Origin of the sequence: Winogradskyella ludwigii, assembly GCF_013403985.1 — a bacterium.
Classification (GTDB): domain Bacteria; phylum Bacteroidota; class Bacteroidia; order Flavobacteriales; family Flavobacteriaceae; genus Winogradskyella; species Winogradskyella ludwigii.
Genome location: NZ_JABFDF010000003.1, coordinates 326817 through 346310, shown reverse-complemented (window position 1 = coordinate 346310; position 19494 = coordinate 326817). Strand labels below are relative to the sequence as shown.

Here is a 19494-nt window from a genome sequence, read left to right as displayed (position 1 = left end):
ATTACGTTTCATTGGTCTATGTTTTTATTTGAATTGCCTAAAGTTAAAAAAAAATATCATATTTAAAAATCAAATCATTTACGAATCTAAATCAAAAGTTTCACTTGGATTCTCATGCTCTTTATAATCTAACATTTTTTCACCATCTGCAATAATAGAACACACTGTAGCATCTCCTGTAACATTAACAACGGTTCTAAACATATCTAAAATACGATCTACGGGAAAAATGATAGCAATCCAAGCCGGATTTAAACCCACAGAACTTAATACAACAATAAGCATTACTAAACCTGCACTTGGTACAGCTGCAGAACCTATGGATGCTAAAGTCGCTGTTAAGACTACAGTAACTTGTTGTCCTATAGTTAAATCAATCATGTGCATTTGTGCTAAAAAAATCACTGCCACAGCTTGATACAAACTTGTACCATCCATATTAACAGTAGCACCAATAGGAAGTACAAAACTACTTACCTTTTTATCTACACCTAAGTTTTCTTCTACACATTCCATAGTTACAGGAAGTGTAGCCGCACTACTTGATGTTGAAAACGCTAACGTTTGCGCTGGACTCATAGCTTTAAAAAAGCCTTTATAAGGTATCTGTTTTACAAATAGTTTTAAGATTATTGGGTAGATAACAAATATCATTAATAACAATCCTATTACAACGGTTAGTGAATACCAACTTAAGCCTTTAAAAATTTCTACAACTTTACCAATATCATTACCTGCCATTTTACTTACAACTCCTGCTAATAGAGCAAACACAAAAAATGGTGCACCTTGCATAACAATATCTACCATTTTTAGAAAAACTTCATTGACTCCATTAACCAGATTTAATACAGGAAGTGATTTATCAGAAGGCACAAACAACAAACAAACACCAAAGAAAACCGCAAAGAAGATAATCTGAAGCATTAAACCATTATTAGATAAGGAATGGAAAAAATTACTAGGTACAATATCTACCAAAGGCTGCAAAGGACTCTTCTCTTTAACCGTCTTAACACTTTTCATTTTGTCTTGAACAGCTGCTTCTTTCAGTTGACTTTTTGATAGTTCAGAAATCTCTTGAGCACGTTCAAAAAATGCTGGATCTTGAAGGTAATTTATACCATCTTTAATTTGATGACCTTCACTAGCTGCCCAAATTTCGTAGCTAATACGATTATCTATTCGGCTTTGTTCGTCTATAAGTTCTCCTGGTTTAACCATATTTACCAAAAGCAATCCTAATGAAATTGCCATGATTGTAGTAATAAGATAAATCCCAAGCGTTTTACCTCCCATTCTACCTAAGCTCTTAGGATCTCCGATATTAGCAACACCACTAATTATAGAAAACAACACTAAAGGAACAGCAATTAACTTTAATAAATTGATGAAAATTGTCCCAAAAGGATCAATCCAATCAATAGTAAACTGACTCCAACCCATTGTGCTTGATAGTAAAGCCCAAATGATTCCTAGAGTCATTCCTATTATAATTTTCCAATGTAATGCTAATTTCTTCATTTTTTAAGCTGAATTTATTTCAGTAACTGTTCTTATGAAAGCTAGAGTATAATAATTATATGTTTTACGAAAAATCAATGACTTGGTCGTCAAAATGTTTAGTAGTTGTGTTGCATATTAAGATGTATGTTTTCTTGCAGAAAAACGTAATATCCTAATATTTTACTACCATTCTCGAGACTCTTGTCTACGCAAAAGCATATTATCTGCAATGACTAAAGCAGCCATAGCTTCGACAATTGGTACTGCTCTTGGCACCACACAAGGATCATGTCTTCCTTTACCTTGCATTTCTACAATTTCTCCATCATTATTTAAAGCATCTTGTTTTTGTATTAAGGTCGCTACAGGTTTAAATGCGACTCTAAAGTAAATATCCATACCGTTACTAATGCCTCCTTGGATTCCGCCAGAAAGATTAGAAATTGTACTCCCGTCTTTATTAAACAGATCGTTATGCTCGCTTCCTGTCATTTTTGCGCCACAGAAACCACTTCCATATTCAAAACCTTTTACAGCATTAATGGATAGCATTGCTTTTCCTATTTCAGCATGAAGTTTATCAAAAACAGGCTCTCCTAATCCTGCTGGTACATTTTTTATAACACATGTTATGGTACCACCAATAGTATCTCCTAGTTTTTTTATCTCTTGCACTTTAGTAATCATCTTTTGAGCAGTTGCCTCATCTGGACAACGAATCACATTAGATTCTGTTTTACTAAAATCTAAATCTTGATAAGGTTTATCTATAAAAATATCACCAACCGAAGATGTAAAAGCATTGATTTCTATATTGGCTAAAAACTGTTTAGCAATGGCACCTGCAACCACACGAGACGCTGTTTCTCTTGCAGAACTACGTCCTCCTCCTCTATAATCTCTTACTCCATACTTTTTTTCGTAGGTATAATCGGCATGACTAGGACGATAAACATCCTTAATGTGTGAGTAATCTTTAGATTTCTGATTGGTATTATGAATAACAAAACCAATTGGTGTACCAGTCGTTTGACCTTCAAAAATTCCTGAATAGAACTCAACAGTATCAGGTTCTTTACGTTGGGTAACAATATTAGATTGTCCTGGTTTTCTACGATTTAACTCATTCTGAATTTCTTCAAAATCGAGTTCTAATCCTGCTGGACAACCGTCTATAATTCCACCTATGGCTGCACCATGAGATTCACCAAATGTTGTGATTTTAAATAACTTTCCGAAAGAATTTCCTGCCATAGAACTAAATTTTACGCTAATGTACTTGTATTATTAGTAAAACGAAAATTGAAATGCGGATTTTACCGTGTTATACCAATGTTAACTTACTTTCTAGAATCGTCGTTTTTGGTAACAAAATAGTAATAGTTTGCTTATAATTTATTAATTATTGATTTACAGTTAGTTAATAATAATCACTGTTCTTTGTAGTGGATAAATAACCTATTGTGAATCTAAAACGAAAAGTTGAAATAGTTGTAATCTCAGATGTTCATTTGGGCACTTATGGATGTCATGCCAAACAGCTTTTAACGTATTTAAATAGTATTGAGCCTAAAAAACTAATTCTTAATGGCGATATTATTGATATTTGGCAATTTAAAAAACGTTACTTCCCAAAATCACACCTTCGCGTTATAAAAAAAATCATGGATTTTGCCGCTAATGGTGTCGAAGTGGTCTACATCACAGGAAATCATGATGAAATGCTTCGGAAATTCACAGATTCTGAAATTGGAAATATTTCCATTGTCAATAAACTGGTGTTAAATTTAGATGGCAAGAAAGCCTGGTTTTTTCATGGTGATGTTTTTGATATTTCTATACAAAATGCAAAATGGTTAGCTAAACTTGGTGGTTGGGGCTACGACTTATTAATCCTCATTAATGGTTTTGTAAATTGGTGCTTAGATAAACTAGGAAAAGAGCGTTATTCCTTATCTAAAACTATAAAGAACAGTGTAAAAGGAGCTGTAAAATATATTAATGATTTTGAAACTGTAGCAACCGATTTAGCTATTGAAAATGGTTATGATTATGTGATTTGTGGACATATTCATCAACCAAAAATGGTTATTAGAAAAAACAAACACGGTAAAACTACCTATCTTAATTCTGGTGATTGGGTTGAGAATTTCACCGCTTTAGAATACCAATTTAAACGTTGGAAAGTCTATAGATACAACAAAGATAAACTCACCCCTTTTTTTGCTGATGAAGATATAAAAGAGATGAATACCCAAGATCTTATTGCTGCCATCACTATCGTTGAGCAACCTAAAAGAAGAAAATTAAAGTAACGCTTCCTTCAAAATAGTAATAGGATGTTTTGCAACTCTACCTGTTCCATCTTTAATTTGATGTCTACAACTTGTTCCATTAGCAGAAATAACGGTAACATCTGAAGCCTTTCTTACGGCAGGAAACAAAGTTTGCTCACCAATTTGCATACTAACGTCGTAATGTTCTTTTTCGTAGCCAAAACTTCCTGCCATTCCGCAACATCCACTTGGTATAATAGTGACTTTATAATTTTTTGGAAGATTCAACATATCAAAACTAGATTTCTGATTTGCTAATGCTTTTTGATGGCAATGACCATGGAATTTTATGGTCTTAGTTTCAGTGGTAAATTGAGCCGAAGCGATGTGTCCTAATTCTATTTCTTGTTGAATAAATTCTTCAATTAAAAAGGAATATTTTGCTATAGATTTAGCCGAATTTTTGTCATCTGCCAATCGTAAATATTCATCTTTAAAAGTTAAAATAGCTGAAGGCTCAATACCAATTAAAGGAGTGTTTTCTGTAATTAAATTTTTGAATATCGAAACGTTTTTATTAGCTGCTTTTTTAGCCCCTTTAAGCAGACCTTTTGATAACATGGCTCTACCAGATTCTGAATGCGGAATGATATTAACTTTATAATTTAAACGATTCAATAACTCAATAGCATCAACACCAATTTCTGTATCCAAATGATTAGTAAATTCATCATTGAATAAAAACACTTCTTTAATAAAATTATTTTTAATTAATTCTTTTTTAGACTTTTGAAATTCTTTAAGTAAACTTACACTTGAAATCAAGGGCAAGCTTCGTTCTTTGGCAATTCCACCTACAGATTTAATAATTGAACTTGTAAATCCATTAGAAAACATAAAATTAGTCAGTCTTGGAATTCGACTTATATAACCATTAATTTTGTTATTATAAGCAAATAATTTTGTTCGAATTGGCACACCATTTACCTTCTGATATTGGTATTGAAATTCGGCTTTTAAACTCGCCACATCCACACTACTTGGACACTCACTTCCGCATGCTTTACAACTCAAACATAAATCGAAAACGTCTTTCAATTCTTTATGATCAAATCGATTAGCTTTTTCCGAATTTGTTAAGAATTCTCGGAGCGCATTTGCACGTCCTCTCGTCGTATCTTTTTCGTTTCTAGTTGCTCTATAACTTGGACACATGACACCTCCAAATTCGGGTAATTTTCTACAATCTCCAGAACCATTACATTTTTCGGCTTCCCGTAAAATACCTTCAGAAGCAGAAAAATCGAGTAATGTTTCAATTTGAGGCTCCTTGCGATCTACTTCATACCGGAAACTTTTATCCATAGGATAAGCGTCTACAATTTTTCCTGGATTAAAAATACTATGAGGATCAAAAGCCGACTTAATGCGTTTTAAAATTTGATAATTAGCATCGCCAATCATCATAGGAATAAATTCTGCACGTACAATCCCATCACCATGTTCGCCAGACATTGAGCCGTTATATTTCTTTACTAGCTTAGCAACATCAGTGGTAATTTTCCTGAATAAGACCACATCTTCAGATTGCTTTAAATCTAATATGGGACGCAAATGCAACTCACCTGCTCCAGCATGTGCATAATACACGGCGTTTTGATTATACGATTTCATTAACGCTGTAAATTCAGAAATATAATGATCTAAATCTTCCAATGCTACCGCAGTATCTTCTATACAAGCCACTGCTTTTTTATCTCCAATAATATTACCCAATAAACCTAAACCTGCTTTTCTTAACTCTACAGCCTTATCAATGTCCTTCCCCTTTAAAATTGGTGCTGCATAAGACAAATTAAGTATGTTAACAGCCACTATAAAGCTCTCAACATCTAATTGTAATTGTTCTTGAGTATTGGCTTTTAACTCACACATTAAAATCGCAGCGGGATTACCTTCAATAAACTGTCTATTTTCCTGTTGTGTTTTATTATGTTTTGTGAGATTCAAAATGGTATCATCCATCATTTCACAAGTATGCAAGTTATGCTGCATTACTGTTTCAACAGATTTTAAACATTGTGCTACACTTTCAAAATGTAAAGCTATAATTACACTTTCAGTTGGAGGTAATTCATCTAACTGCAACGTAATCTCAGTCGTAAACGCCAATGTACCTTCGCTTCCTGCTAAAAGCTGACACATATTGAAATCTAATTTTGAATCTGAAAAAACTTCAGACTTAATTAATTCATCAATAGCATAACCGGTATTTCTTCTGTGTATTTCAGGTTTTGGAAAGTTGTCTTGTATGTGTTTCTGAACGGTTTCAGAATTTAATTCAGAATAAATGGTTTTATAAATAGCTCCTTCTAAATTCTCTAACTTTAATTTTTGTTGAAATTCTTCAGCTGACACATTTGAAAACTCAGCCTCACTTCCATCACTTAAAAGTGTTTTAAGATTTAAAACCTTATCTCTAGTAACGCCATACTGAATAGACGTTGTGCCCGAAGAGTTATTACCAACCATACCACCAATCATACAGCGATTAGACGTTGATGTATTTGGACCAAAAAACAACCCGAAAGGTTTAAGGTAATTATTGAGCTCGTCTCTTACCACTCCAGGCTGAACGGTTACCGTTTTATCCGTTTCATTAATATTTAAAATTCGAGTGAAATATTTTGAAACATCAACCACAATGCCATCACCAACACACTGACCCGCTAACGACGTTCCTGCTGTTCTTGGAATTAAAGAGGTATTGTTTTTTATCGAAAAATTAATAAGAAGCTTAAGATCTTTATTGCTTTTTGGCAAAGCAACAGCTTGTGGTAATTTTCTGTAAACAGAAGCGTCTGTTGCATACAGTTTTCGCATTAAGTCACCACAATATAACTCACCTTCTAATTTTAGTTTTAAATCTTTAAAGTTATTAGGAATTACGTTTTGCATAAGCGTCAATAATCAGTTGATACGAGTTATAATTTTCTCTTAATATTAAGGTAAATCATCCAATTTAGTAATAATTTTGACGTTATGAAGATTAGCAATTTACGTTTGCTAAAATTATGAATTTAAACTCGAAAATTATTATGAAGAAATTATTTTTATTAGGTGTATTGGCACTAGGATTTACAAGTATATCTAACGCTCAAGAAATCGCAGAAAACGCTATTGGTTTAAGATTAGGAGACAGTGATGGTTTTGGTACAGAAATATCTTACCAACGTGCCTTAAGTGACAACAATAGATTGGAAGTAGATTTAGGTTGGAGAAGCGGTAACAATTATGATGGTTTTAAATTAGCAGGTTTGTACCAATGGGTTTGGCAATTAGAAGGTGATTTTAATTGGTATGCAGGTGCTGGTGGTGGACTTGGATCTTATAGTTTTGATAACAATAATGGAAAAGATTACAATGAAACGTTTGCTTTTTTAGCTGGAGATGTTGGTATTGAATACAATTTTGATTTCCCGTTAATATTGTCTTTAGATTTTAGACCTGAACTTGGTTTTGGTGATTTTAATGATGATTTAGACTTTGATATTGCCCTTGGTGTAAGATACCAATTCTAAATAAAAACTAAATATATTTGGAAAACCACCTTTAACGAGGTGGTTTTCTTTTGCTATAAAATATCTATTCTAATTGGGCTGTTTTTCACTTAAGTATTTCCAATAACGTTTTGGAATATGTCTAATGTGAAGTTTCATGTTTTTACGTGATTCAATATTGGTGGCTTTAAAATAATCTTGCCATAGTTTTTGAAATTCGAACTCTTGTGTGGCAAAAAACGCATCGTTTGATTTGGTGAAATCGAAATTATCAGGAAAGTCCATTTGCATTACTTCTACATTGTGCAAATCATAAAACAAACCATAATTCCGTTTAATATCATATATCACCCATTTTTGATCTGCATAACGTCTTTTAAAATGCTTTTCAATTAAAGGCAACACGTTAAAATCAGGTTCTATATTAGCGAAATAAATAGCATCTTTTGTAAGTCTGAATCGTACAAAAGCTTCCATTCTATGCTTTTCTCTCCCAACGGATTTTGCTATTTGTGCTATTTTTAAAATGGAAGGGTGTGAATAATCTTTATCCACTTTCTTTTGTTGCGAAAAGGCATATTGTACATAATCTAAAAGCAAGTCTTCTACTCCACTCTGTTCACTCAAAAACGCATAATATAATTGATAACTTCCTTGTGAGGATAATTTAGATTTTATGCCTTTCCACACACGATTTGCTTTAGATACATCCGTATGAATGGTTTCATTTTCTGAAAACAAACCTTGTTGCATTGTAAATTCATTTTGAATTGTTACCGTTTTCAGCTTCTGTTCAAACACATAAAAAACAGCAGATAAAAAACCATCAAATGTTCCGTCGTAAATTAAGTTTTTAGCCGTCATCTAACCAAATAAATTCAATTGATTACTTAATGTTTTTTGATACTTACTATTTGAATTTTGAAGAATAAAACCTTTTATTTTTTCTGGTGTTAAATCTCGTTTTTCAAACTGATTACTTTCACATACCATAAAATATTGCGCTCTATTTAAAGCAACGCCTATTTTTTTAAGGTGTCCCCAATTTAATCTTCTAAAACGTCTGGCATTAATAATTTTAAATACCGATTTCATACCTAAACCTGGTATTCTGGCTAACATACGCTGGTCTGCACTATTCACATCTACAGGAAATTCATGAAGATTCCGTAACGCCCAACTTAATTTTGGGTCTACATCTAAATCTAAATTCTGATGATTTTCGTTTAAAATTTCGCTGACATCAAAACCATAAAAACGCATAAGCCAATCCGTTTGATACAATCTATTTTCGCGAAGCATTGGCACCTCGCTTCCTATTTGCGGCAATCGACTATCATAACTTATAGGCACGTAGCCAGAATAATAAACGCGTTTTAAATTATAATTTTTATAAAAATGATTAGACGTTTGCATGATCTGAAAATCATTCTCACCACTCGCGCCTATAATCATTTGTGTGCTCTGACCTGCTGGTGCAAATTTCGGTGTGCTTTTTATAATTTTCTTTTCTGCATTGTATTGTATGATTTCATTTTTCACCTTAACCATCGGTTTTATAAAATCTTCACGCTTTTTATCTGGTGCTAATTTTTTTAGTCCGGCTTCGGTAGGTATTTCAATATTCACGCTTAACCGGTCTGCATAGAGTCCGGCTTCACGCATCAATTCATCTGAAGCTCCAGGAATAGATTTTAAATGAATATAACCATTGAAGTTTTCTTCTTGTCGTAATTTCTTTGCCACAGCGATCAAACGTTCCATGGTATAATCGGCACTTTTAAAGATACCAGAACTTAGAAAAAGCCCTTCAATATAATTCCTTCTATAAAAATTAATCGTTAAATCTACCACTTCTTGCACTTTAAAAGCCGCACGTTTAACATCATTACTTTTTCGGGTAACGCAATACGCACAATCAAAAATACAATGGTTGGTAAGTAAAATTTTTAATAAAGATACACAGCGACCATCTTCGGTATAGGAATGACAAATTCCCATGCCTGTGGCATCTCCTAATCCTTTGTTAGTGTTAGCACGCTTGCTTCCGCTAGACGAACATGACACATCATACTTTGCAGCATCTGCTAGTATTTTTAATTTTTCTTGGGTACGTTGAAATGACAAATGTTTTCCTCCTTAAATTTTAATTCACATTATAAAACACAAAAATACTACACATAGTAGTTTTTAATTGCTATCATTTGTAGTTATGTAAAATTATAATCATCAAATATGTAAATGGGTTAAGATTTTTAGGAAACCCTTTAAATGCTTTTAGTAGTAAAACGTAAATTGAATTATTATGAAAAAATTCATAGTCTTAATATTAATAATCTTGAATCAACATATGAGTGCACAGCACATTATACCTAAAGACCTAAAAGAAAACGTAGAAACGGCTCTGCAATATTATCCGCAATTAGAGCATACTAAAATTGAATTCCGGTTTAAGAAAAACATAAAAAAATCAACCATGCAAGCGCAGCCTGTTCTCGGGAGTTTTTTTAAGAGCAGAAAAAACAGAAGCTATGTGATATTGATAAGTGAAAAATTTCAGATTGCAGATAAGGAATTTTCAACACGTCATATTCCTGATGATATATTTATTGGTTGGATTGGTCACGAATTAGGCCATGTAATGGATTACCAAAACCGAAGTAAACTAAATTTGGTTTGGTTTGGTATAAAATATTTACTTTCTGATAACTCGATTATTGAAGCAGAACGTTGTGCTGATAGTTTTGCTGTTGCTCAAGGTATGGAAGATTATATTTTAAAAACTAAAGACTTCATTTTAAATCATGCAGATATTACACAATCTTATAAAGATCGTATTATAAAATATTATCTGTCTCCAGAAGAAATTATGGAATTGGTAGAACACCGAGATGCAGAAAAATCTCTTGCTAGAGATTAATGAATGTTTATTTTCATAAAAAATATGTTAAAGGCAAAAAGCTATTATTTAAATAATAGCTTTTTTTATACTTAAATCGTTCGACTTAATTATTGTTAATTAATGAAGGCTTCCCAATCTGCAAATTTTTCTTCTCCCATTACACGTTCCATTTTTACTTGTCCACCTTTTTTCTTGTTTTTTTCGTTCCAATCATGAAAACGTTCAGGTGCAATCACTTTTACTTTTACACCTTTTAAAGCTTTACTTCGTGCCACTTTATAATTTTTGTTAGCCGTTTTTAAAGCGTTATCTAATGCTTCTGCCAATTTTTCTTCATCTGCATTTTTTATATCTGACCCTAAATACCAATAATGGTAAAATTCGTTGTCATTACCACGTTTTGCGCATATGGTATATTCAGGAATTGTAGTCTCAAATTGATCTTCTAACTCTCTCAAGGCAGTATCCATTTTATTTACTGATAACTGAGAACCCACGGTGTTAAGAAAGAATTTTGTTCGACCTGTAATTTTAATTTCAGCACGTTCTATGTTTGTAATTTCTATAGTATCACCAATTAAGTAACGCCAAGCACCACTCACTGTACTTATTATTAAAACGTAATCTTGGTCTAATTCAACTTCGCTTAAAGTTAAAGCTGGTGCTTCATCTTTCAGGGATCCGTCTTCATTTATATATTCAGGTTTAAAAGGTACAAACTCAAAATAAATACCATTATCAGTACTTAATTGCATGGCATCAGTTTCTGGTCTTACTTGCGTTGCTATGTAACCTTCTGAAGCTAAATAGGTATCAATAACAGTAACTGGTTTTCCTAATAATGCTTTAAAACTTTTTTCATAAGGTGCGAAAGTTACACCTCCAGACGTATATACTTGTAAGTTTGGCCAAATCTCATGAATATTATTTAGATTATGATATTCTATTACTTTTTGAAGCATCAATTCTATCCAAGATGGAATTCCGCTTAAGGCTCCAATATCCCATTTTTTGGCGCGTTCTGCTATTTTCTGCACACGTTCATCCCAATCTTCGATCTGCGAAATTTCTTCGCCAGGTTTATAATAGCCTTTAAACCATGATGGAATATTACTTGCGCTAATTCCGCTGATTTCACCTTCTAAATGATTATTATTTTCTTCTAAATCTGTTGAACTGCCAAGCATCATAATTTCTTTTTCGAAAAAATCTGCAGGAAGATCAAAATTCTTTAGAGCAAAAACCTGTTTGATTCCTGAATCTCTTATAGCATCAATCATGCCATCTGTTACAGGAATTCTTTTACTTGTTTTACCCGTTGTACCAGAGCTTAAAGCAAAATAAGACGGTTTTCCCGGCCAAGTGACATCGCTTTCGCCTTCATGATATTTATGCCACCACTTATCGTTAATTTGATTATAATCGAAATAAGGTACAGACTTTGCAAAACTCTTTTGAAGATTAGAAGCTTCTAAGATATGTTCAAAATCATAGAATTTACCAAACTGCGTGTTTTTAGCCGTTTCTAGTAACTCTTTTAAGACTTTTTCTTGTGCTTCTTCATGAATTATTTCAGAAGAAAATGTGTCTTTTAATTCAATTACTCCTTTTATAATGTTTCCTAAAATGGCCATTTTTTTTGATTCTAGTGGTTAAATATTTTGTTTCTACTAAGGTCTTTAAAATGGTAAAAAGAAGATGTTCCAATTGCTAAAAGAATTAACCCATTTAGAAAAAAACATTTCAAAAGGTTTTCTTTCAAATTAAAAATGTGGTTTTTCTCTTTTACAATTCTGCTTTAAATTATTCAGAGTAACCAAAAAATTATATGAGTTAAAATATTCTAGCGAATCATGACATATTTAGGGAAACAAAAAAAATAAAATAATATGGCTAATTGGTTTAAATTTTCAACAGATGGATTTCTGTCTATTATACTTACTGCTGTAGGTATTTATCTCGCTTTAATTATTTTAACACGAATTAATGGTAAGCGTAGTTTTTCTAAAATGTCTAGCTTCGATTTTGCTATGACGGTTTCTATAGGTTCTATTTTAGCAACTGTTATTGTATCTAAATCGGTATCGCTTCAATATGGTATTCTGGGTTTAGTCGTTATATATGGTTTACAAATGTTGGTTGCTAGCCTTAGACAATGGCAACCCATTCAGAATTTAGTAGATAATAAACCGACTTTTTTAATGAAGAATGGTCAGCTTTTAAAAGACAATCTTAAAAAATGTAAAGTGACCGAATCTGATGTAAAAGCAAAATTACGAGAAGCTAATGTGATTCAACTTTCTGAAGTAAAAGCGGTTGTTTTTGAATCTACAGGAGACATTTCTGTATTACATGGTTCTAATGATAAAGCTATTGATGATTGGATTATAGATTTCTAAAATTACTTTACTATAGGCATTTCATTAGGATTTCTTTATGATGAAAATCGTAAAAATTATGTAGTTTTGCACAACTAAAATTAAAAAAATCATCATAATGAAAGATACTGCTTTATCCTCTACTCACATAGCACTTGGTGCAAAAATGGTTCCTTTTGCTGGTTATAACATGCCTGTACAATATGAAGGCGTAAATGCAGAACATGAAACGGTAAGAAAAGCTGTTGGTGTTTTTGATGTCTCTCATATGGGAGAATTTTTAATTGAAGGTCCAAATGCTCTAGCTTTAGTTCAAAAAGTATCTAGTAACGATGCTTCAAAATTAGACATTGGAAAAGCACAATACAGTTGCTTACCAAATGATGATGGTGGAGTTGTTGATGATTTAATTATCTATAAAATTAAAGACGAAACCTATTTGCTTGTGGTTAACGCGAGTAATATTGAAAAAGATTGGAACTGGATTTCGTCTAAAAACGATGTTGGTGCAGAAATGAAAGATTTAAGCGAGGCTTATTCTTTATTAGCCATACAAGGTCCAAAAGCTATTGAAGCTATGCAGTCTGTAACGAGTCATGATTTATCTGCTATTAAATTCTACAATTTTGTAGTTGGAGATTTTGCAGGTATTGAGAATGTTATTATTTCTGCTACAGGTTATACAGGAAGTGGTGGATTTGAAATTTACTGTAAAAACACAGAGGTAAAACAAATTTGGGACAAAGTTTTTGAAGCTGGTGCAGAATTTGGAATTAAGCCTATTGGTTTAGCTGCAAGAGATACCTTGCGTTTAGAAATGGGTTACTGTTTATATGGTAACGATATTGATGATACCACTTCGCCTATTGAAGCTGGTCTTGGTTGGGTTTGTAAATTCAACAAAGATTTTACCAATAGTGAAGCGCTTAAAGCAGAAAAAGAACACACTCCAGAACGCAAATTAGTTGCTTTTAAATTAGATGAACGTGGTATTCCGCGTCAAGGTTATGATATTGTAGATAGCAGCGGAAAAACAATAGGTAACGTTACTTCTGGTACTATGAGCCCAAGTTTAGGTATTGGTATTGGTATGGGTTATGTACCTAAAGTATTCTCTAAAGTAGATAGTAAAATACATATTCAGGTGCGTAAAAAGGCCATTCCTGCAACCGTTATAAAAGCACCGTTTTACAAAGGCTAATTGTTAGAACGTAATTTAATTAATGACAAAAAAGAAATTAGATCCACAAAAACATCGCATATTAATACTTGGAGCTAGCGGCTACATTGGCAACGCTATCTATAAAGAATTAGGACCTTATTTTAGAACTTTTGGAACGTATCGAACACCGTTAAAAGCGTTTGAAAACAATCAGCAATTTTTTCATTATAATGTAGAACAAGATGATGTTTACGAGATTTTAGAAGCTAGTAAACCCTCTATAATTATTTCTGCACTTCGTGGCGATTTTAATGCTCAAGTTATAGCACATCAGCATATTGCTGAGTATGTTATTGCAAGCGGTTGTAAAATTATATTTCTATCTTCTGCCAATGTATTTGATGCATATAGTAAATACCCAAGTTACGAAGTAGATAAAACTTTGAGTCATAGTGTTTATGGTCATTTCAAAATAAAAATAGAAAACCTATTATTACGCTTACCCAAAAAACAAGTGGCAATTGTTAGACTGCCTATGGTCTTTGGTCCAGGTTCTCCTAGAATTCAAGAGTTTAAAAAAGCTATTGAAGAAAATGAACCTGTTGAAGTATTTCCCAATTTAATAATGAATGTGATGCTCGATAAAAAATTGACGCAACAAATTCATTATATCATTAATAGAAATAAATATGGTGTTTTTCATCTAGGAAGTACAGATTTAGTCCATCATGACGAATTTATAAAAGAGATTCTAGATCTTATTACCGATAAAAAAGTACAATTAAAACAGGTGTATACCACCAATGAAGATCGTTATTTGGCTGTACTTCCAAAGTTTAATAAACTTCCTAAACACCTTCAAATTACAAGCGAAAAGATTTTAGAAGAGCATGATAAATAAAGAAGTGTCATGTAATCTACAACTTGAAAATAAAAGAAATGTTTTCAGCTTTTACTAATTCAAATTTATTTATTTTTAAGAAAATCAAAATTACATTATGAAATTAGACGACGACACTATAGAAAAGAAAATATTACAACTTCCGGAATGGGATTTTTACGAAAATGCCATTCATACAGAATATGAATTCGATAATTTTAAAGATTGTTTTAGTGCCATGAGTCGTATTGCTTTTGAGTGCGAAGCATTAAACCATCATCCAAACTGGAGTAATACTTACAATATTTTAAAAATATCTCTATCTACACATGATGAAGGTGGTGTAACAATTAAAGATTTTAATCTGGCAGAAGCTATAGAAGCTATTGTTGAGGAAGAAGATTAGTCTTTTTTTTATATTGAATGTTGAAGTATTGAAAAAATGAGAATTTAAATATATATTCTAACAATCTTTAAATTTCTCTTTTTTCATTTTAGATTAAATTCACATTTACCTTCAATGATACTTTAAGGTTTTCAATATTTTCTTAAATTTGTTTTCACCTATTTATAGGCACTTTATTTACATAACAATTTATAACTTTTTTTACTATGGGAAGAGCTTTCGAATTTAGAAAAGCAAGAAAAATGAAACGATGGTCTGCCATGAGCAAAGCCTTTACACGTATTGGTAAAGACATTGTTATGGCTGTTAAAGATGGTGGTCCAGATCCTGATAGTAACTCACGTCTTAGAGCTGTAATACAAAATGCTAAGGCTGTAAATATGCCAAAGGTAAATGTAGAACGTGCTATTAAAAAAGCAAGTGAAAAAGGTCAAGGAGATTATAAAGAAGTTCTTTTTGAAGGTTACGCACAACACGGTATTGCTGTGCTTGTAGAGACTGCTACAGACAATAACACACGTACAGTTGCCAATGTAAGATCTTATTTTAATAAAACAGATGGTAGCTTAGGAACTTCTGGTTCTGTTGTTTTTATGTTTGATCATACTTGTAATTTTAAAATTAAAGGAGACGATTTAGATTTAGAAGAATTAGAATTAGAACTTATAGACTCTGGTGTTGACGAAATATTTGAAGATACTGACGAAGATGAAGATGGAGTTGAACATACTAGTGTTATGGTATATGCACCATTTGAAAGTTTTGGTAGCATTCAATCTTATTTAGAAGAAAACGAAATTGAAATTATTTCTTCTGGCTTTGAACGTATTCCGCAAGTCACAAAACAAATATCTGCAGAGGAAGCTGAAGATGTTGAGAAGCTTCTAGAAAAGCTTGAAGAAGATGACGATGTACAGAATGTTTACCATACCATGGAAGAAATCGCAGATTAGGTTTATTGGAGCCTAATTATATTTCTGGTCGTTTATTACTTGTTGCTGTTATTTATAAAACGTAAGTTTTTTTATATAATGGCAATGTTGAAAACGACAACATCAATCGTTATGAAAATCAGATTTAAGAAAAAAAGACTTTACGCGAATTTAATCATTGGAATAGTTTGGACGCTACTTGGTATCTATAGTCTTTTAGAAGATGATAATTTGCGTTGGTCAGATTATGGATATTTAATAATTGGTCTCTTATATATTGGACATTATTTATACGATTTAACAACTCAATATCTAACTATTGAAAACGGATCTATTCGAAAAAACGGACTTTATGGTTTTGGCAAAAAAATTAATCTGAATGACATAAATTGGATTAAAAAATTTGCTAGTGATTATATTCTGAAAACTAAAACCGAGGAATTAAAAATTAATACGGAATTAATAGATAAAAATTCACTGAACGAATTGAATGCTATTTTAGAAAAATTGAATTTACCAGCAAATAAAACTCCTTTTACTAGCGCTATATAATTAATAGTAAGTTCTCTCCTATTTCCAAAACATTGTTAACCTTTCTTTCACTAAATAACAACATGGTAAACGAGCCAATAAATTACTAAAGCACTTTAGACAACATTTTATGACACTAATAGACGTTTTAACAAACATGTAGAATGTTGATGAAGAATCTGTTTTTTATGTTAAGAAAATAGATGGAAATTTTACTCGCGAATCTGAAGTAACACTACTTAAATTAACAGAAGAAGAGCTAGAATGGAAAACTACTGAAGTAAGCGAAAAAAAGTGTCCTGGTTTCGACTATTTTATGGAAGCTTTTCTAATAAAAGAATTTATAGAAGGTGTATCGCCTAAATACCCTAATTTAGAAAATAAATGTGATCGATTAATCCATTATGTGGAATTTGATGCTTAATAAAGCATCAAATACAAACCTTTTTAACAATATTAAAGAATTCTCCAAAACAATAAAAACACTATAGATTTCCCAAGCTATTTTCGGGAATCTTATCAGCTTTTAAACTCGTTATTTAGAAACTATTTACACTCTTCATCATAAATTCTAAAAATTTCTCTAACATCGAGTTTTCCAAATTCTCTATTTTTAATTCGATTAGCTAATTCAGGACAATCTTTCAAATACTTAGAAGCTCTATTCTTAAATTTATTAACAACGGCTCCATCATAATTTAAATCGTAATAATTTTTCTCATTATCTCTTTTAGCATAATACAACAAAACTGAGCCTCCATTATGATGAGTTGTAAAACCACCTACTCCTTTGGTATCTCCACCATAAATATAACTTTGTGTAACGTATAAACTCGCTTTACCTTCGCCTCCTTGACTTATTTTAGCTAACAAAACGGTTCCAAGTGTTGGTACTTGCGCAAATAAATACTCTACCTCTTCTCCATTTTCCAAGACCAATACTTTATCAAGATCTTTTTGATTATACGTTTTTTTCTTTTCAGTCCCATCAGCAATAAACTTAATTTTAGATTTGTTTATCTCGATAACTTTACCTGTTTTTTCATTACCATCTTTGAATATTAATTTGTCTTGACTGTAAGAATTTAAAGTAAGACTTAAACCTATAATAAGTAAAATATATTTCATTGTTTTTTTTTTAAATCAGTCACAATATAATAAAATAACTGTATTAAAAACTATTTTTATTTAATAGATAATTCACACTTACTTATATAATTTTTACTCCAATCTTTAGTAAGATACTATTTCGTATTTATTTACTATTTTAGGTGTGTATATACTCAACTAACTATCAACAAACGTTCTGTACTAATGAAAAACGAATTTGAAAAAGTGATGTCTATTAGGACAAATGAAGCGTTAATAAAAATTGTAACCATCGATAGAGATAGATATGATCCAAAAGCGATTAAAGCTGCAGATTCTGAAATTGATAAACGGAATATCGATACAAGTGATTTTGAAGCTACAAAAGAACAACTTACACTAGACATAGAACAAAAGCGAAACGTGAACTTAATTGTTGTTGGATCTGGAACACGGTTTTTAAATTACATCATTGATATGATTATTTCCTATTCATTAGTTTTAGTACTTTTTATAATTCTAGGATTTTTAATAACGCCTACTTCAAACAGTTTTATAGGAAATCTATTAACTCTTATTACTGTCTTCGGAACTTTTCTAGCATATTATGCTGTCATGGAAATAAAGTTTCAAAAAACAATTGGAAAATTTATTACCAAAACTAAAGTGGTAACAATAGAAGGCAATAAACCAACAGCCTCTGAAATAATTATTAGAACAATATGTAGATTGATTCCTTTCGATGGAATTTCATATGTATTTGTGAAGAATGGATTGCATGATTATCTATCTAAAACTAAAGTAATAAAAGACAAGCTATAAAAATAATTTTAACCTACCCTAAAACCTTAACCAACAACTCCTTAAGTAGATCGCCTTGAGGTATTGCATTAGCACCAACACCTTTGCTTTTTACATCAAATTCACGCAAGACACCAATCACATAACTCACTTTTTTCATGGGGTAATTTCTAGCAGCATCCAAATACTCATTAACAAAATAAGGATTCACTTTTAAAGCAGAAGCTACGCTTCGTGGGTTTCTATCAGACATACCATGAAGATGTAATAACTGCGAAAAGAAATTAAACAACAAAGCCACTGTTACCACCATAGGATTATCCTTTGGATTCTCTGCAAAATACTTTGCAATTTGATGTGCTTTTATCACATTACGTTGGCCAACAGCTTTACGTAATTCAAAATTATTATAGTCTTTACTAATTCCTATATTCTCTTCAATGTGTTCTGGTGTAATCTGCGTGCCTTCTGGTAAAACAATTTTAAGCTTACTTAGTTCATTATCAATTTTACTAAGATCAGTTCCTAAAAACTCTACCAGCATTTGAGAAGCCTTTGGCGAAATGTTATAATTCTGTCCAGCTAAAACACGTCTAATCCAATCAGAAACCTGATTTTCGTACATTTTTTTACTCTCAAAAACGACTCCAATCTTATTAATTGCCTTGTATAAAGCTTTACGTTTATCTAGCTTTTTGTATTTGTAATTTAGTACTAAAACTGTTGAAGGTTGCGGATTAGTTGCATATTGAACCAATTTTTCAATAGACCTACTTAAATCTTGAGCCTCTTTTACAATCACCACTTGGCGTTCTGCCATCATAGGATAACGCTTAGCATTACTTACAATATCATCTATTGTTACATCACGACCATAAAGCACCATTTGGTTAAACCCCTTCTCTGCTTCATCTAAAACATTGTTTTCAATATAATCTGAAATTTTATCAATGTAATAAGCCTCCTCACCCATTAAAAAATAGATAGGTTTAAGGTCTCCCTTTTTTATTGTAGCTACTAATTGTTTTACGTCGTCCAAGTTTATATAAATTCCAAAAAGGTTAAAAACAC

General features: G+C 31.8%; 18 protein-coding genes. 10 read left to right on the top strand and 8 right to left on the bottom strand.

What is annotated here, in order from left to right; genetic code table 11:
* Positions 1-78: 78 nt before the first annotated feature.
* Both HM981_RS09815 and aroC read right to left on the bottom strand, forming a co-directional pair.
* The gene (locus tag HM981_RS09815; RefSeq protein ID WP_179338605.1) at positions 79-1524 is read right to left on the bottom strand and encodes a dicarboxylate/amino acid:cation symporter; all 1446 of its coding nucleotides are present in this window, start codon (positions 1522-1524) and stop codon (positions 79-81) included.
* A 165-nt stretch (positions 1525-1689) separates the two neighbouring features.
* A complete protein-coding gene (gene aroC, locus HM981_RS09810) occupies positions 1690-2760 on the bottom strand; it encodes a chorismate synthase (protein WP_179338604.1) in 1071 nt (356 codons plus the stop codon).
* A 209-nt stretch (positions 2761-2969) separates the two neighbouring features.
* Between aroC and HM981_RS09805 the strand changes: the two genes are divergently transcribed.
* Entirely contained in the window at positions 2970-3821 is an 852-nt protein-coding gene (locus HM981_RS09805; RefSeq protein WP_179338603.1) for a UDP-2,3-diacylglucosamine diphosphatase, read from the top strand.
* Here HM981_RS09805 and HM981_RS09800 read toward each other — a convergent pair.
* Positions 3813-6740 (bottom strand): FAD-binding and (Fe-S)-binding domain-containing protein, encoded by a 2928-nt coding sequence (locus tag HM981_RS09800; RefSeq protein WP_179338602.1) that lies wholly within the window; start codon positions 6738-6740, stop codon positions 3813-3815. The two genes, HM981_RS09805 and HM981_RS09800, sit on opposite strands and share 9 nt — an antisense overlap.
* A 140-nt stretch (positions 6741-6880) precedes the next feature.
* Between HM981_RS09800 and HM981_RS09795 the strand changes: the two genes are divergently transcribed.
* The gene (locus HM981_RS09795; protein WP_179338601.1) at positions 6881-7363 is read left to right on the top strand and encodes a hypothetical protein; all 483 of its coding nucleotides are present in this window, start codon (positions 6881-6883) and stop codon (positions 7361-7363) included.
* 69 nt (positions 7364-7432) lie between these two features.
* On the opposite strand, the gene HM981_RS09790 is transcribed toward HM981_RS09795, so the two are convergent.
* Complete coding sequence (locus tag HM981_RS09790) at positions 7433-8206, bottom strand: TIGR03915 family putative DNA repair protein (protein WP_179338600.1); 774 nt, start codon at positions 8204-8206, stop codon at positions 7433-7435.
* Positions 8207-9469, bottom strand: coding sequence for a putative DNA modification/repair radical SAM protein (locus tag HM981_RS09785; RefSeq protein WP_179338599.1), 1263 nt, complete (start codon positions 9467-9469; stop codon positions 8207-8209). It lies immediately after the preceding gene.
* A gap of 178 nt (positions 9470-9647) precedes the next feature.
* Here HM981_RS09785 and HM981_RS09780 point away from each other — a divergent pair, with 178 nt between their 5' ends.
* A complete protein-coding gene (locus HM981_RS09780) occupies positions 9648-10262 on the top strand; it encodes a hypothetical protein (RefSeq protein WP_246286204.1) in 615 nt (204 codons plus the stop codon).
* A gap of 95 nt (positions 10263-10357) precedes the next feature.
* On the opposite strand, the gene HM981_RS09775 is transcribed toward HM981_RS09780, so the two are convergent.
* Positions 10358-11878 carry a GH3 family domain-containing protein gene (locus HM981_RS09775; protein ID WP_179338598.1) on the bottom strand — a complete coding sequence of 507 codons (1521 nt, stop codon included), beginning with the start codon at positions 11876-11878 and terminating at the stop codon, positions 10358-10360.
* 255 nt (positions 11879-12133) lie between these two features.
* On the opposite strand from HM981_RS09775, the gene HM981_RS09770 reads away from it, so the two are divergent.
* The 6 genes from HM981_RS09770 to HM981_RS09745 all read left to right on the top strand — a co-directional run bounded on the left by HM981_RS09770 (position 12134) and on the right by HM981_RS09745 (position 16554).
* Positions 12134-12643, top strand: coding sequence for a DUF421 domain-containing protein (locus tag HM981_RS09770; RefSeq protein ID WP_179338597.1), 510 nt, complete (start codon positions 12134-12136; stop codon positions 12641-12643).
* Between the two features lie 97 nt (positions 12644-12740).
* A complete protein-coding gene (gcvT, locus tag HM981_RS09765; RefSeq protein WP_179338596.1) occupies positions 12741-13823 on the top strand; it encodes a glycine cleavage system aminomethyltransferase GcvT in 1083 nt (360 codons plus the stop codon).
* A gap of 22 nt (positions 13824-13845) precedes the next feature.
* Complete coding sequence (locus HM981_RS09760; protein WP_179338595.1) at positions 13846-14685, top strand: sugar nucleotide-binding protein; 840 nt, start codon at positions 13846-13848, stop codon at positions 14683-14685.
* 97 nt (positions 14686-14782) lie between these two features.
* Entirely contained in the window at positions 14783-15070 is a 288-nt protein-coding gene (locus HM981_RS09755; RefSeq protein WP_218846383.1) for a 4a-hydroxytetrahydrobiopterin dehydratase, read from the top strand.
* 206 nt (positions 15071-15276) lie between these two features.
* Positions 15277-16023, top strand: a complete 747-nt coding sequence (locus HM981_RS09750) for a YebC/PmpR family DNA-binding transcriptional regulator (RefSeq protein ID WP_179338594.1) — start codon at positions 15277-15279, stop codon at positions 16021-16023.
* A gap of 111 nt (positions 16024-16134) precedes the next feature.
* On the top strand, positions 16135-16554 hold the full coding sequence (locus HM981_RS09745) for a hypothetical protein (RefSeq protein ID WP_179338593.1): 420 nt from the start codon (positions 16135-16137) through the stop codon (positions 16552-16554).
* A gap of 525 nt (positions 16555-17079) precedes the next feature.
* Here HM981_RS09745 and HM981_RS09740 read toward each other — a convergent pair.
* Positions 17080-17661: a hypothetical protein gene (locus tag HM981_RS09740; protein WP_179338592.1), complete on the bottom strand. Its 582-nt coding sequence runs from the start codon at positions 17659-17661 to the stop codon at positions 17080-17082.
* A gap of 186 nt (positions 17662-17847) precedes the next feature.
* Between HM981_RS09740 and HM981_RS09735 the strand changes: the two genes are divergently transcribed.
* The gene (locus HM981_RS09735; protein ID WP_179338591.1) at positions 17848-18444 is read left to right on the top strand and encodes an RDD family protein; all 597 of its coding nucleotides are present in this window, start codon (positions 17848-17850) and stop codon (positions 18442-18444) included.
* A gap of 13 nt (positions 18445-18457) precedes the next feature.
* Here HM981_RS09735 and holA read toward each other — a convergent pair whose 3' ends face one another.
* Positions 18458-19462 carry a DNA polymerase III subunit delta gene (holA, locus tag HM981_RS09730; RefSeq protein ID WP_179338590.1) on the bottom strand — a complete coding sequence of 335 codons (1005 nt, stop codon included), beginning with the start codon at positions 19460-19462 and terminating at the stop codon, positions 18458-18460.
* Between the last annotated feature and the right edge of the window lie 32 nt (positions 19463-19494).

Coding starts and splice junctions, on each gene's coding strand:
- HM981_RS09735 (WP_179338591.1), top strand. CDS start 17,848: ATGAAAAACGAATTTGAAAAAGTGATGTCTATTAGGACAAATGAAGCG.
- HM981_RS09760 (WP_179338595.1), top strand. CDS start 13,846: ATGACAAAAAAGAAATTAGATCCACAAAAACATCGCATATTAATACTT.
- HM981_RS09755 (WP_218846383.1), top strand. CDS start 14,783: ATGAAATTAGACGACGACACTATAGAAAAGAAAATATTACAACTTCCG.
- HM981_RS09795 (WP_179338601.1), top strand. CDS start 6,881: ATGAAGAAATTATTTTTATTAGGTGTATTGGCACTAGGATTTACAAGT.
- HM981_RS09815 (WP_179338605.1), bottom strand. CDS start 1,524: ATGAAGAAATTAGCATTACATTGGAAAATTATAATAGGAATGACTCTA.
- HM981_RS09770 (WP_179338597.1), top strand. CDS start 12,134: ATGGCTAATTGGTTTAAATTTTCAACAGATGGATTTCTGTCTATTATA.
- HM981_RS09790 (WP_179338600.1), bottom strand. CDS start 8,206: ATGACGGCTAAAAACTTAATTTACGACGGAACATTTGATGGTTTTTTA.
- HM981_RS09750 (WP_179338594.1), top strand. CDS start 15,277: ATGGGAAGAGCTTTCGAATTTAGAAAAGCAAGAAAAATGAAACGATGG.
- HM981_RS09800 (WP_179338602.1), bottom strand. CDS start 6,740: ATGCAAAACGTAATTCCTAATAACTTTAAAGATTTAAAACTAAAATTA.
- HM981_RS09745 (WP_179338593.1), top strand. CDS start 16,135: ATGAAAATCAGATTTAAGAAAAAAAGACTTTACGCGAATTTAATCATT.
- HM981_RS09780 (WP_246286204.1), top strand. CDS start 9,648: ATGAAAAAATTCATAGTCTTAATATTAATAATCTTGAATCAACATATG.
- aroC (WP_179338604.1), bottom strand. CDS start 2,760: ATGGCAGGAAATTCTTTCGGAAAGTTATTTAAAATCACAACATTTGGT.
- HM981_RS09740 (WP_179338592.1), bottom strand. CDS start 17,661: ATGAAATATATTTTACTTATTATAGGTTTAAGTCTTACTTTAAATTCT.
- gcvT (WP_179338596.1), top strand. CDS start 12,741: ATGAAAGATACTGCTTTATCCTCTACTCACATAGCACTTGGTGCAAAA.
- HM981_RS09775 (WP_179338598.1), bottom strand. CDS start 11,878: ATGGCCATTTTAGGAAACATTATAAAAGGAGTAATTGAATTAAAAGAC.